The 14633-nt window shown below is 55.4% G+C and carries 10 protein-coding genes; 2 read left to right on the top strand and 8 right to left on the bottom strand.

The annotated features are described in order from the left end of the window. Window positions 1-23: 23 nt before the first annotated feature. From BLX24_RS02535 to BLX24_RS02515, 5 genes are all read right to left on the bottom strand, one after another. A complete protein-coding gene (locus BLX24_RS02535) occupies window positions 24-902 on the bottom strand; it encodes an FHA domain-containing protein (RefSeq protein ID WP_071501481.1) in 879 nt (292 codons plus the stop codon). A 10-nt stretch (window positions 903-912) separates the two neighbouring features. Continuing rightward, the gene (locus BLX24_RS02530) at window positions 913-4905 is read right to left on the bottom strand and encodes an FtsW/RodA/SpoVE family cell cycle protein (protein WP_071501480.1); all 3993 of its coding nucleotides are present in this window, start codon (window positions 4903-4905) and stop codon (window positions 913-915) included. Between the two features lie 24 nt (window positions 4906-4929). Further along, window positions 4930-6792: a protein kinase domain-containing protein gene (locus tag BLX24_RS02525; RefSeq protein ID WP_445422151.1), complete on the bottom strand. Its 1863-nt coding sequence runs from the start codon at window positions 6790-6792 to the stop codon at window positions 4930-4932. 57 nt (window positions 6793-6849) lie between these two features. Continuing rightward, window positions 6850-8310, bottom strand: coding sequence for a PP2C family protein-serine/threonine phosphatase (locus tag BLX24_RS02520; protein WP_071501478.1), 1461 nt, complete (start codon window positions 8308-8310; stop codon window positions 6850-6852). 101 nt (window positions 8311-8411) lie between these two features. Then, window positions 8412-9338, bottom strand: a complete 927-nt coding sequence (locus tag BLX24_RS02515; protein WP_071501477.1) for an FHA domain-containing protein — start codon at window positions 9336-9338, stop codon at window positions 8412-8414. A gap of 358 nt (window positions 9339-9696) precedes the next feature. On the opposite strand from BLX24_RS02515, the gene BLX24_RS02510 reads away from it, so the two are divergent. Both BLX24_RS02510 and BLX24_RS02505 read left to right on the top strand, forming a co-directional pair. Continuing rightward, window positions 9697-10149, top strand: coding sequence for a hypothetical protein (locus BLX24_RS02510; RefSeq protein ID WP_071501476.1), 453 nt, complete (start codon window positions 9697-9699; stop codon window positions 10147-10149). A gap of 134 nt (window positions 10150-10283) precedes the next feature. Beyond that, a complete protein-coding gene (locus BLX24_RS02505) occupies window positions 10284-11525 on the top strand; it encodes a 3-phosphoshikimate 1-carboxyvinyltransferase (protein WP_071501792.1) in 1242 nt (413 codons plus the stop codon). Here BLX24_RS02505 and BLX24_RS02500 read toward each other — a convergent pair whose 3' ends face one another. The 3 genes from BLX24_RS02500 to BLX24_RS02490 all read right to left on the bottom strand — a co-directional run bounded on the left by BLX24_RS02500 (window position 11526) and on the right by BLX24_RS02490 (window position 14303). Continuing rightward, window positions 11526-12314 (bottom strand): queuosine precursor transporter, encoded by a 789-nt coding sequence (locus BLX24_RS02500; RefSeq protein ID WP_071501475.1) that lies wholly within the window; start codon window positions 12312-12314, stop codon window positions 11526-11528. Between the two features lie 181 nt (window positions 12315-12495). Beyond that, on the bottom strand, window positions 12496-13716 hold the full coding sequence (locus BLX24_RS02495) for a pyridoxal phosphate-dependent aminotransferase (protein WP_071501474.1): 1221 nt from the start codon (window positions 13714-13716) through the stop codon (window positions 12496-12498). 104 nt (window positions 13717-13820) lie between these two features. Next, on the bottom strand, window positions 13821-14303 hold the full coding sequence (locus BLX24_RS02490) for a c-type cytochrome (protein WP_071501791.1): 483 nt from the start codon (window positions 14301-14303) through the stop codon (window positions 13821-13823). Between the last annotated feature and the right edge of the window lie 330 nt (window positions 14304-14633).

Raw genomic sequence — 14633 nt, 5'->3', positions numbered from 1 at the left:
GTCAATGAGCCTATGGGTTTCTATCAACTGATCGTAACGGACAACGTGGCCTCGCCGCCGAGCTCAATCTGGTCACCGTCCTGAAGCGGATAGCCCATCCCCATAATGTCGACGCGGACCACACTGTCGTCGCTCCGGAAAATCTTTGTTTTATTACCGCTCATCGGCAGCCCGCCCTCATCGGCAAACAGGAAAAATCCTTTCCTGACCGGATCAAACGTTATCTTAGCATGGTTGCGGCTGACCGCCCCGTTTTCCTTACCGGACACAGGGTCGAAGGCCGGATCGCTTTTCTCCAGAAAGACAATGTCGTTGGTCCGTACACGACCGCTGGGCAAGGCTGGTTTAAACCCTCTCCCGATCAGCAGCGTCGTCTGTCCGTCGGGCTGAATGATGTACGCTGCCTGATGGGTCTGCCCGCGTAACGCACTGATGATGGCCTGTGAAACCGGTACCGGGGCGGTATGGGCACGCTGGAGCTGCAGGCCCAGGTTGCCTTGCCGGAACCGGCAGTCGGGGAGGTGATCAGGCACGAGCTGGATGGTAAATGTCCAGTTCCGGGGCAGCCGGATGTAGTGATTCGCCAGCTCGCGGTCCAGTTCATCCTCCTTAAACCGGTCAGGAAAAGCCGTATAGAGGGCAACACGCATCAGTTCCTCCTCTTCGGCTGTCGGGCAACAGACCAACAACGTCAGACCCTGAATATCGGTCTGGGCCTCGTCGCGGTACGGATGGAGGCTGTTGATGATGAACGCCAGGATTTCCGCTCTTTTTTGGGGGGCGGCCGGCAAACCGCTGACCGGCACAGCTGGCGGGGAAGGTATGGCCGGTGTGTGGTCATCGGTTTGTTGTATAGGCTCAGGGTCGGTTAGCCCAAGGATTTTCTTTAGCCGGGGAATCATGCGATAAGGGTTAAAATGATCCGAAATAACCAAATTTCTGCAATACCGGAACGATATAGTCATCCGCAAGCTTTACCGCATTTCCCGACGACTCACCAAGCTCAATGCGGATACACACTACCGTATGCGAGCGTTTATCAGGCGTCGGCGCAAAAAAGACGTACCAGCCGTCGAACCGGTTCCTGCCATTAAAACGTCGTTCGGGGGTTCCGGTTTTACCCGCCACACGGCTAGTGCTGATTTTAGGGGCTCCGCCGGCCGGATTCGACTGGTCAATCATGAACGAGGTCAGCCGGGCCGCGTCGGCAGGCTGATTGATCAGCGTTGTACCTTTTTCGAGCGGAATGCGGTTGCCGCTCCGTTTAATGGCGTAGCGGGTCGGGGCCAGCAGGCCGCCGTTTGCAATGGCTGCCGCCATACGGGCCATAGCGGCAGGCGTAGCCGTTAATTGTCCCTGCCCCCAGGCAAGGCCCGAAAATTCGCTGTTGTAGCGATTCCGTTTGGTGCCCCGCCATTTGGTGTAAAACTGCCGGTTTACGTTGAAGGAAGAATCACGCCAATGGGTCAGGATACGGGTTTGCTGCTGCGGGGTCAGCGATGGCACAAACGAATAGCCACCCACATAATCAACGTTCATCCCCGTTGCAAGGTACAGCCTGGCCATATCATCATCCAGTTTTTTTTCATTGGCCAGCCGGATGAAATACACGTTACTCGACCGGACAATGGCTTTACGCATGTCGATCGGCTCGTTGAACGGCTCACTCTCGCGGGTACCTTTCCGGATAATTTCATCGAAAGTAATATCGGTATAGGTTTCGTCGGCGGCCGGACTGCCCAGCTTATTGTAAGCGGCCGCTGCCGTCAGGATTTTGGCTGTTGAGCCGGGGGCGGTCGGGTAGGTCAGGCCGGGATCACGGTCGGTTACGGGGTAAGGCAGCGTCATTTTGTCTTTTTCCGGGAGCAACAGCTCATCGGGTGCCTGAAGGTTGGGCAGCGGATAAACGGCCGAGGCCAGCAAATCACCCGAGGCGGCGTCGAGCACCACAACCGATGTCCGTTTCGAAGCGGCGTCGGACCGGCCGATGGCCTGTTGCAGGGCTACCTGTAAGCCGGCGTCGACACTGAGGGACACATCCCGGTTTTTGGCTTTCAGGGCAGTAACTTCCCTGCTGTCGATGCCTGCCCGCAGCAGGGAAGACAGCGGGCTGTAGTCATAGGCGACGAGCGTGACCTGCTGCATGATGGGTTTGGAGAAGCGGTCGGCTTTAAACCGGGTCGTAATAAAACTGGTTTTACGCGGCTGCGTATCAAACCCCCGCAACTGACTCAAATGCGTTGCCTCGGCAAAGTACCCGTTTTCCTGATTCCAGAATAACCGCGTATTTGCATCGCCTACCCAGAAAAACAGCTGATTGTCAAATGGATAGTATCGGCGCTGGTGCCGTCGGGCAAGCTGGGTGAGGGTCGTGGGTTCGAGACCGGCCTGCCGGAGAGCCCCGGCATTGGCCAGCAGCTGGTTCGGCGAGCTGGTCGCCAGTATGCGTTTCCGGCGGTCATAAATCGTACCGGCTGCGAGTTCCTTTGTCAGGATGTCGATGCGTGGGTTGTAGCTATAAACGGGCAGGCCGTTCCGGCTCATCACACGGGCGGGTTTCACAATAAACACATCAGGCTGCCAAAGCTGGATATAGCCCAGTTTACCAATCAGCAGCAGCAGACCGGCCATGAAACCGAGGATACCGGTCAGCAGAACCGGATCATAGAACGATTGTACGTATTCCTGCTGGGTTGCCTGCCCCGGACGGTGGGCCATACCGGCCACAACACCGAAGGCGGTCAGGTTGAGGATCAGCGAGATTTTGCCGTAGCTCAGAAAGGGCACCGCAATACCGGTGAGTGGCAACAGGCCGAGGCTTCCGCCCGCAATCAACAGAAACTGAAGGCCGTTTGCGATACCGATGCCCGCACAGAGGTAAAAACTAAACGGTTGACCGGCTTTACGGGCGTGCAGGAATGTGCGGTGAAACAGCAGTCCGAAGGCAACAAATACCGCAGCAAGGCCCAGCCAGCCGGTATCCTCGCCAAAACTGGCCAGAATCATATCGGTGTGGGCCGCAGGCATGGTGTGGGCCAGCCCCTTACCAAGGCCCTGCCCCGAAAAGCCACCCGACGACAATGACCAGTAGGCGTGGGCCAGGTGATCGCCGCCGTATACATCGTTATTCCACGGGTTAAGCCACATCGCCTCACGGTCGGCCAACCGGCTGCCGACGCCCGGCAACTGATTGCCAAATACAAAGGCTGCCATAATCAGCAACAACAGCACCGGCGATTCGGTGACGAGCATCAGCCAGCCTTTTCCTGTTGCTGACCGGACTGTTTTGGTCATCACCAGCAATAAGATGACCAGCATAAACGACAGCAATGTGGCATTCAGTGCCGGGAGTAGCCAGAGGGTAGCCCCGTAGACCGCCCCGGCCGCCAGCACATATCCCAGATTGCCGCGCGCGATGCTGTAAAAGACCAGAAAGGTAAGGCAGATAACCAGCGCCGGGCCCATATCGCCCAGCAACAGGTAAAGGATCAGAATCGCCAGTGTGCCGCCGAAGACGCCCAGACTGATCCGGGCCCGCCACCGAATATCGGACAGGTCGCGGATTCGGGGCGCGTTGGCCGCAAAAAAGCCCGCCAGAAATAAGAGAAACAGGTATTTAGTGAGTTCGCTTGGCTGAAAGCTGAACAAGCCCAGATTCAGATTTACCCGTACCCCGCTGCCTTCAGGTCCGGACCCAAATACTAATGTCATGAACGCCAGAACGATGGCGATGATCAGCCAGGTCCAGCCGGTCAGGTTGTAAACGGTGCGCTTCCGGAAATTAACGAGAGCGTCGAAGGTCCACTGGCTGTACAGTTTACCGATGGGTAGCTGAGAAACGATGGTCAGGCCGAGCAGACCGAAGGCAATCCCGATGGCGTTCTGGTTGGCGTGCATCGTGTCCTGCACCGGGTCCTGAATGCTGAACAGGGTCAGGAGCGAGACGCCGGTTAAGAGCATCAGCAGCGGAAGCAGCAGGGGATCGGTGGTAAACCGGCGATACGACCAGAATGCATATACCAGCCAGAAAGACAGAAAAAATAAAGCGGCATAGCCCCCGTATGCCCGGGTAAAATCAGCAGGAGTCCTGACGATAAAGGCCTTGTAGTCCTTAATCTGGTCGTAGACCAGCGGGCCGATCAGCCGGATGGTATGCGGTCGGGCGGTGAATGATGCCGAAAAAGAGCCGTTGAGGGAAGCCGTTCCCTGGCGGTTACCAAACTCAAAACCCGGCTTGAGCGGAACGGCGCTGTACCCCGAATCGGCCGCCAGTCCGGTAAAGGTAAACCGGCCGTCAGCGTCGGTACGGGCATAAAACCGCTGGTAAGGCTGGTCGGGACGGCTGGTATGCTTCTGTAGCTGCACCAGTACACCGCTCATGGGCGCCTGAGTGCGGGCATCCGTCACGTTTCCGGCATAGGATTCCTCCCCCTGCCCGATGGCTACTTCCGATGGATAGGCCTTCGGGTTGGTCAGTTCGCGCCGGTAAAGCAGCGAATCGAAACCCATCCGCTGTCGTGAGGTACGGACGCGGTTATAAAAGTCAGTTCCGCCAACAGACGGTTGCCAGGCGTTCGGGACACGGATCGCAAACTCCTGTTTGTTCAGCGCACCAAGATTCGACAACCCGTGGGTCAGCCTGGCCGAAAGAGAGTCGGCGACCAGGTCAATGTCGCGGTCGTCGGTGTAAAAACTGCCATTGGTCAGCACCTGCCGGATGTCTTCTGCGCTGGTGCCGGGGCAGAGCAGAATGGCCGCTCCGGACGTCAGCGATTGATCAGCCGCCTGCAACGCCGGCGACAGATGCTGATAGAGCCGGTAAAACAGGAAGAGTAAAAAGATGGTGGCCGCGAGCAACCAATACGGAACGGTCGCTGCTGGTCTCGTTTGCGCGGGTTGATTCATGTATGTCGGATGAAAGGAGGCCGGTTACTGAGCCCGGTACTCCCGTACATTATAGCCTAGCCGGCGAAGGGCTTTAATTGAAAATGCATTGCCTTGTTTGGCGGATGACTGATACAGGCGGACGGCCTGATCCACGTTTTTGTCGACTCCGTAGCCATTTTCGTACATCCAGCCCATGTTATACTGACCGAATGCGTTGCCGTGATCAGCCGCGCGGCGGTACCATTGCACCGCATCGGCATTACTTTGTGTCACACCGTAGCCAAAATAGTAGAGGTCACCCAGCCCGTTTTCGGCGGAGGTGTTGCCCTGTTCGGCCGCTTTGGCGTACCAGTCGAAGGCCTGTTTGTAATCCTGTTCGACACCTTCGCCGTTGTAATACTGGGCCCCGAGGTTATACTGACCAAACGGATTTCCCTGCGTGGCCGATTTGCGGTACCAGTTGGTCGCTTCGGTCTGGTCTTCGCCCACGCCTTTACCCTGGTCATAGAGCAGGCCGATCCAGTTCTGGGCTTCTGAATTGCCTTCATCGGCTGCCTGTTTATACACCCTGAATGCTTCCGTGAAGTTATTCTGCGCGTAATACTGACTTCCCTGATCGAGCAGCTCCTGCACCGGGTTTTCCGGCGACTCGCTGCTTTCGGTCAGGGCCGTATCAGCAGGCATCTCCCCGGTTATTGCTTCGGTGGTATCGGCCGGTATAACGGCGACGGTATCCTGACTGGCCTTCGCCGTCGGATGCGGCTCGCGGCGGCTGTGGTAGTACCACACAAACCCGAGCATCACCACTACCAGAATCAGGGTAATAAGGATGGCCGAATCACCCGAACGCTTCTTGACCGGACCCGGCTGACTTGTGCCGCGGACATCCGGAGGCCGGACATTTGCCGGCGGCACATAGGGCGGCCGGGTCGATGGCTGAACGGCTTTTACCGGTTCGTACCGTTGCGTTTCGGCGGGGCGGGCGGGGGCAACATGCGGTGATGGGGCGGGTAAGGTTGCCTTTGCCGGTTCATGGGTGGCCGTACCTGAAACCGGAGGCGCAGGCGGTACAACCGGTGCAACGGCTATAACCGGCGTGACCGGCGCCGGTATTGATTGTGGCTCGTCATCCAGTTCCAGATCCGCCCGTTTCAGCTTTCGTTTCAGCTCGCCGGCTACTGTCAGCCGGTCGGCCGGTTGTTTGCACAGCAGATCCTCTACTACCTGCCGGAGGCTCACGGGTAAGCCGGCAGGCAGGGGAGCAGGGGTTTCATTTTCGATGCGTTTACTGAGAAGCCCGATGCCGAAATCACCCAGCACAAACGGAACCTGCCCCGTCAGACATTCGTACAGGACGACACCCAGCGAATAAAAGTCTGTGGCTTCGGTCACCGACGATGGGTCGTGGAACTGCTCCGGCGAAGCGTATTCGTATGTCATTGCCGAATGACCGGTAACGGTATTCGGCTGTTCGCGGAAACGGGCAATGCCGAAGTCGGTCAGCAGGAAATGGAGCTCACCGCTTTGCAACTGCCGGAACATGATGTTGTCGGGTTTGATGTCGCGGTGGACAATCCCGGCTTCGTGGATGGCTTTCAGGGCCTCGGCCATTTGCAGGCCCAGGCGGATGGTGGTCGCCGCATCCAGCTGATGACGGTTTTTCAGCAGGGAGCGTACATCGCCGCCTTCGATCAGTTCCATGACGATGTAGGGCAGATCGGCGTCGAAGTGAACTTCCTTGATTTTAACAACATTGGGGTGAGCCAGTGTGGTCATGATATCTGATTCCCGCTGAAAACGGCGCAGCGTCCCTGCATCTGTATTGAAGGCAAAATGTTTGATGGCAACCAGTTCGCCGGTTTGCCGGTGACGTGCTTTGAGAACCCGGGCATTTGAGCGGCCCAGCTCTCCCAGAATCTCGTAGTCAGGAAAGTGCTGGTTAGCGTTGGTTGTGCGCATGGGTTACTTACGGGTGTTGTTTTTAGGTGTAAGCGGCTTTACCAAAAGCTGAATTTCTTCGTTCATCGTGGAATCGGTAGCCGCTGCCTGGGCCGCTACCGTTGTCTTAACATGATGGAAAGATACGTTATTTAGCGTGATTTTAGCGTTTTTGCCCGCCAGAATTGCCGTTTGAAAGCCACTGAACCGAACATTGTTCAGCTTCAGCTGTCCGCTGTCTGCTACCAAAAAGGCGGCAATCCGTTGCGTTGAATCAGCCGGCAGGATAACCAGCGGGTTACCGGTAACAATCAGGTCGAGGGTATCGGCAATAGCAATCGGACGGGAGAGCCGCAGGGTATCCGGCAGCGAGTCGGTCGACATGACCAGTTTATGCCTGCTTGCCGTGGTAAGCAGTGTATCCAGAAAGGTAGGCTGAACCGCCCCCGTGGCCTGTTCAGGAATGGACAGCTCAGCGGGCGACGCCGGCCGGTCGGGCCGGTTGGTCATCCAGAAATACGCCGTGACGCCCAGTACTGCCAGCAAAACAAGCCCGATCCACAAACCCTGTGCTTTCTTTTTGGGGGCCTGAGCCGGCGGCCTGACCGGTTCAGCAGGTGTTTGCTGCACAGGCGGGGCTTGTTTTACCGGAGCCACCTGCGGAAATGCACCGGTTTGTTTGCGCTCCGATTGGGCCGGAATACCGGTTACTGGCTGAATACCGGCATGTTTAGCCAGAACAACGGTAATATTATCCTTGCCGCCTTGCTGATTAGCCAGATCAATCAGGCTTTGTACCTGAGCGGGCAGGGCAATCCTGCGGTTAAGGACCGCAGTCATCTGTGCCCTTGTCAGCATATCCGATAACCCGTCGGAGCAGAGCAGCAGCACGTCGCCGGGCAGAAAATCAGCGTCAAAGGCATCAAAAAAGTCATGATCGTCAATCTGGTGATAGGCCGACCCGACATCGCGCAGAATCTCATTGCGGCGGGGGTGATTCATGGCCTCAGCTTCGTTCAGTTCGCCGGCGTCTTCCCGAACGCCTACCAGGGAGTGATCGCTGGTGAGTTTTTCGAGCACACCAGCGCGGAAACGGTACAGACGGGTGTCGCCCACATGTACCACATACAGGCGGTTCCGTTCGGCATCGGCAACGGCGGCCGTCAGTACACACGACATCCGGGCGAGCCGCAGTTCCTGCTGGCGGGCGTCAAAAATCTGGTTGTTTGCATGCACGACGGCTTCCCGCAGCATGCTCAATACATCACCCTTGGGTTCGGCCATATACGCTTCCAGATACGTACGGGCAATGCCCGCCGCTCTGTCGCCGCCCGCATAGCCGCCCACACCGTCGATTACCGACAGCAGGGCCAGCTGCCTGGAGGGCCATTTCGGGGAGTTCAGCAATTGGCAGATGAACGTGTCCTGATTGTCTTGTCTGCGCTGGCCAACGTCAGTCTGACCGGAAATGTCTAGTAAATCCATGCCGGAGTTCTCTGGGGAATGGCTTAGGGTGCCTGGTTAACTATCAGCGATAGGAACGAAAAACCGGTGAATATCCGTATAAAAAGTGATAGTACGGGGGGTTATTCTCCGTCGAAATGAAGCGTAATAAACCCGTTCAGCAGAATCTGGGCCTGATTCGGTAGCTCCAGCCATTGCGGGTCGGTCAGGTCGCTGCGGGGAATAATGCGTTCGTTGACCCGTGTTTCGTTACGGCTGAACGAAGCAATCTGAAACTGCCGGGTACTTTCGTGGTACCGGATACGGGCATGCGGATTGGAGACGTACAGTGAGTCGATCAGCAGGTAATTGCTGTAGCTCATGTTTTCGGGTTCTTTCCGGGCAATCACAATTTCCCGCACCTGCATGGTAAACTGCTCGTCGGTATCCTGTTCGGGCAGGTGGTAGCTGATACGGGCAAGACCGGCCTCTTTATGCCTGGGCTGACTCTCGCTGCCCAGCTGCAGGTCAGCGTTGAACTTTACCGTAAACGAACCTGACTCGTTGAAGTCGATATGGCGGAGCGTATCGAGGTTAATATCCATCCGGTCAAACACGTTGGTCCGTTTCGGTTTTACGGTCGCTTTTGTGTTCTGCTGGTAGCCGCCTTCCTTAACCCCTGTCAGCGTACCGATAACCAGTATGTCGTTAGGTTCAATCGTTTCGTTGTTGAACGAGACACCGGGGCCAAACTTAAACTGCCAGTTGGCCGACACCGGCGAAATTTCTTCGTACTGGTTCCTGAGCTCGCTTAGCCGTTTGTAAAAGGCTTTTACCGTTTCCTTCACCACGACCGGCAATGACGACAACCGGGCATTATAGGTGTCGGGATGCAGGATGATGAGGTAATGCATGTTGAACAGCAAGCTGGAGCCCACCGACTCCTGTTGCACCGAGGCGTCGAAACAGGCGAGCAGTTCGTTCATCAGCCGCGTATTCGTTACGTCGGGGGCCGGAGCTGCGGTATCGATGGGTAAAAGCGCTTTTTTCAGACGATCCAGAAATGTCATTTGTCGGGTATTTGCGGTGTAAAATGGGAAAATGTATCCATGCTCAACTTTGTGCCTGATCATCTGTATGGTGACGTCGCCGTGCAAGTTACTGAAAACCGAATAATCGTCATGCCTGCTTGTCGTCCGGATCTGTAGCAGCCCCAAGGTGTAAACTATCGGCTGAAAGATAACGTCTGTAAGCAACAGCCTGGCATAATGGCTTTGGAAAAACGATCCGGGGCCCCTGGTAATTATCAGCAACAGCTACTATATTTCCGAAACGATTTAACCGCCATTTACAATGCCCCATACCAATAACTCAGTGCTGCCTCCAATGGCTGAATGGTCCCTTACAGCACCTTGTAAGCCTTTTATCATGCCGGTAGTGGTTTGCCTTGGCCTCTCCGGCTGTACGAAATATGAACGTCAGGACATCCGGATCACCAATATGCAGAAGGACACCAGCTGGCTCTTTAAGCAGCTTGACCCGATCATCGCCGAACGACAGTTCAGTGTCAGGATTGAAGGGGAACTGGATGAAGAGGCCGCGCTTGAGATACAGCACCGTATTTTCGGATCTCCCGTTCCGGACAGCACAAAACGCATTGTTGTCAGTTACACAACATTACCCAAAGGGAAGTTTTCATATGGATTCTGGGACGATTCCGGTAGTCTCCGCAAGTTTATGTTTCATCCGGTTAACGCCCGGAAGGGGTATGTCCGTGTGATGGTCAGATCGGGCCGGCTTGAGAAAGATTCAACATGGACTGAGCTGAAAAATGATCCGGAACGAAGCGGTATCGTTGACATGCCAGCCTCTGACCTATGAAGGGCCAGGGATACCGGTAAGGTGGCCGGAATGATCTTTTACGGGGAAAATCATCCGGTTTCCGGGCAGATGCCGTATTTTTGCGGTGCTTAAGCCCTTGCCGGGGCAGGGCTTACCACTAAATGCTCTTTGTTTTGAACGCTGTACACTTACTTCCTCCCGATGGTCCGGTACGGGCCACGATTCCATTAGCCTCTTCGAAAAGCGAAAGCAACCGTGCGCTGATTCTTGATGCGCTGACGGGCTTTCAGTGTGATTTACATAACCTGTCGACGGCCCGCGATACGCAGACGATGATCCGGTTGCTGAAATCGGACGATGCGGTGGCCGATGTACTGGATGCCGGTACGACCATGCGCTTCCTGACCGCCTATTTCGTCGTAACGGGCCAGCAAAAGACCCTTACCGGTACGCCGCGGATGTGTGAGCGGCCGATCGGCATGCTGGTCGACGCCCTCCGGACGCTGGGTGCTGATATTGAGTATATACGGAATGAAGGCTATCCGCCGCTGAAAATCAACGGCTTTTCGGCATCAGGCACGAACCGTGTCAGCATCCGGGGGGATGTCAGCAGCCAGTACATTTCGGCCCTGATCATGATTGCGCCGTCATTGCCCGACGGATTAACGCTGACGTTAACGGGAGACATCGGCTCGCGGCCGTATATCGAAATGACCATGGCCCAGATGCGGGTCTTTGGTGCCGACGTGACGGCCGACTGGGACGCAAAAACCATTACCGTAGCACCGGGCGCTTACCAGCCGTGCACCTATGCCGTTGAATCGGACTGGTCGGGAGCGAGCTATTGGTACAGTGTGGTGGCCCTGGCCGAACAAGGTTCCGTCATTGAACTGCTGGGTCTGAAAGAAAAGTCGTTGCAGGGCGACAGCGCGATTGTCGACATCATGCGGCCGCTCGGCGTCGAAAGCAGCTTTACCGACCGCGGCGTATTGCTGACGCAAAAGCCGGCCGAAACGGCGCTTGCCTGGGATTTTACGAACTGCCCGGACTTGGCGCAGACCGTCGCCGCCTGTTGTGGTGCGCTGAAAGCCGACCTGACACTGACCGGTATCGAAAGCCTCAAAATCAAGGAAACAGACCGGGTGGCGGCCCTTCAGGCTGAGTTACAGAAAATCGGTGCCGAACTGGTCGAAGTGGAGACCAATACCCGTTACGTGGTCCGGCAGCTGGCAACCGCTCCGGAAGGAACACCGGCGATTGAAACATACGACGACCATCGGATGGCGATGGCATTTGCGCCGGTAGCCATGCGTCAGGCCGTCGTAATTGAAGAGCCGGGTGTCGTGGCAAAGTCATATCCGTCATTCTGGGAAGACTTCGCCCGCATTACGGCCGTAGAAACCGTCGTTGCGTAATTACATAAACGAACTCATCGACGCCTCGTTGGCCAGGTCTTCGGCGTGTTCTTTGCCGAGGTAGCCGTCAATGGCATAATGAGCCGCATACAGCAGCGGCGTCAGCAGAATGGCCGTTGTGAATTTGTAGATGTAGTTGATGATGCCAACGGCCAGTACCTGTGCCAGCGACCAGTTGCCGAAGACATAAAAAGCAATGCCGAGGACCACAAAACTATCGACCAGCTGCGAAACCAGCGTCGAACCCGTGGCCCGGAGCCAGATTTTACGACTGCCCGTAATTTTGCGGAGGTACTGAAACACCGACGCATCGAGCAGCTGACCGATCAGAAACGCGGTTAATGACCCGATAATAATACCAAGGCCCTGCCGGAAAATCATCCCGAATGCATTATCAATGTTGATGGGGTTGCCGGCGGGGTCTTTTGCATTTACATCGAGCCAGAACTGAGCGGGCGGCAGTTTCGTGACCGCATAAATGATCAGGAAACTGTAGCCGATAAAACCGGCCGTGAGGTACGAAATGCGTTTGACACCGGCCTTACCGAAATACTCGTTGATGATGTCGGAGGTGATGAACACAAACGGCCAGATAACGGCCCCGGCGGTCAGGTTGAAGTCGAGCACGAAATCGCCGAAGAGGTGCAGCTGCGCGGGAGCGGTGCCGAGCAGCGTTTCGCCCGAGAAAATTTTAACGCCGATGATTTCGGCAACCAGCGCATTGGTCAGGAAAATGGCGCTGAGGGTGATAAACAGGTTTGTTCGTTTGTTCGTAAATGAGTAGGCCATGGAGAAACAGCATCCAGTGATTCAGGTTCCAAGATAACAGTTGTTTGCTACAACCAATTCACTTAACCCAAAATCTCAATGGCTACACCACATAGACACATAGCAAAACAAAGTTTTTAATTTCTTATGTGCCCTATGTGGCTATGTGGTGAAAACCATTTTATAACGTTTCGCTGTAACCTTACACCAGTCTGCGGTGGTTTTCGAGGAATACCTCAATCCGGTCGAGGGCAATGGTTAGTTCGTCGACGGTGGGCAGGCAGACAATCCGGAAATGATCCGGTGTTTTGTAATTGAATCCTTGCCCGGCCACCACCAGCACTTTCTGCTCCGATAACAGGTCATAGACAAACTGATTGTCATCGGCGAAGGTAAACTGCGACAGGTCGATTTTCGGGAACACATAAAGCGAGCCTTTGGGCTTAACGCAGGAAATGCCCGGAATCGCCACCATCCGCTCATAGGTGAGCATCAGTTGCTTATATAGCCGTCCGGAAGGCATAATGAGATCATTGATACTCTGATACCCGCCGAGCGCGGTCTGAATGGCGTACTGCGTCGGTACGTTGGCACACAACCGCATACTCGCCAGCAGGGTAAGCCCTTCGATATAGGATTTTGCCTTGTGTTTAGCCCCGCTCAGGATCAGCCAGCCACCCCGGAAACCGGCAGCGCGGTAGTTTTTGGAAAGCCCGCCCATGGTGATACACAGCGTTTCGTGCACCATTTTCGAAATCGGGTAGTGAATTGCGCCGTTATACAGGATTTTGTCGTAGATCTCATCCGAAAAGACAATGATTTTATGCTTCTCCGCGATGCGGGCAATACCTTCGAGGATGGCCTTATCGTAGACGGCCCCCGTTGGGTTGTTAGGGTTGATGACAACGATAGCCCGCGTCCGGCTGGTGATTTTGCTTTCGATGTCGGCGAGGTCGGGGTTCCAGTCCGATTCTTCGTCGCAGACATAATGGACGGGTTTGCCCCCGCATAAGGCCACCGATGTTGTCCAGAGCGGATAATCCGGCGACGGCACGAGTACTTCGTCGCCCTCGTTGATGAGGGCCTGCATGGAGAGGATAATCAGCTCGCTAACCCCGTTGCCGATAAAAATATCATTGATGCTGATGTTGGGGATGCCCAGATTCTGGGTGTAGTGCATCACCGCTTTCCGGGCCGCAAACAGCCCCCGTGAATCGGAATAACCCTGCGCATTACGGATGTTCAGAATGATGTCGTGAACGATCTCATCAGGGGCGTCAAAACCAAATGGCGCAGGGTTACCGATATTCAGATTTATGATTTTGTAGCCCTGGCTTTCGAGCTCAAGCGAACGCTCATAGACAGGGCCACGAATGTCGTATTTCAGATTGTTTAGCCGTTGGCTTTTCAGTATTTCGTTCATGGCACCCTTGCGATGTAAGCCGCAAAAGTACGAAACAACCTGCTTCAGAAACGCCTTTGCCGGAAAATAATCTAAAATAGCAGTAAAATTGGGTATAAAAAGGACTATTTTCCTGCTACGTCAATGTAATTCAGGATATCATTAATGTCCTGATCGCTGAATTGCGGGAAGGCACTCATGGCGATTTTGCCGTATTTGTTGTAAACGCCGACGGCATAGGCATCGCCGCTGGCGACAACGGCCTGTGAGTTTTTGATCCATTTGGTCAGCCACGCATCGCCGGGCGTGCGCTGGCGGACCCCTTTCAGGCCCGGCCCCACCACGACTTCATCGGTAACGGCATGGCACTGGGCGCAGTTGTTGGCGAACAGCGTTTTTCCGTGTTCCTGTTCGGCGGTCAGCGCGACGGCTTTAGGCGCCGCAGCGGGTGCCCCGCCACCACCGGCCGGTGCCGAAGCGGTGGCCGTACCGCTGTTGGCCGGCCACAAAAAGAACAGAGCGAAGGTCATGACGAGTAATAACAGGACGAGGGTCCCGAGTCCGAGGAGGGCGGCTGTCAGCGCCCGGACGTAGTCTTTCGATAGCATATGGATGTTGGTTAATTCCGCCGCAAAAAAGCGCATCGGCACCAGGTTTGCAATGATTATGATCAGATTATGGATAGCTGGTCAGGTAGAGAGGTACAACGGAATGATATTCCGTTGAGGGGTAGGGGGGGCTGGTTGATCGGATAACGGAGTATTCATACAGTAGACTGTATTGATTTTAACCCCTAACATAGGGGTAAGCCGTTGTTGGATATATACATAGCTTTGTGGCAAACCGATCAGTCATGGGCCAACCCGGGCCTGAATTGCTAGGCTTGTCACTGTCAGCCGGATAGGTTTGCTAACCGGGCTGGCAGAATGTTCTTTGAC

It is taken from the genome of Arsenicibacter rosenii (assembly GCF_001870735.1).
GTDB classification, from domain to species: domain Bacteria; phylum Bacteroidota; class Bacteroidia; order Cytophagales; family Spirosomataceae; genus Arsenicibacter; species Arsenicibacter rosenii.
The sequence above is the reverse complement of the archived record's forward strand: the minus strand, read 5'-3'. Positions and strand labels throughout refer to the sequence as shown.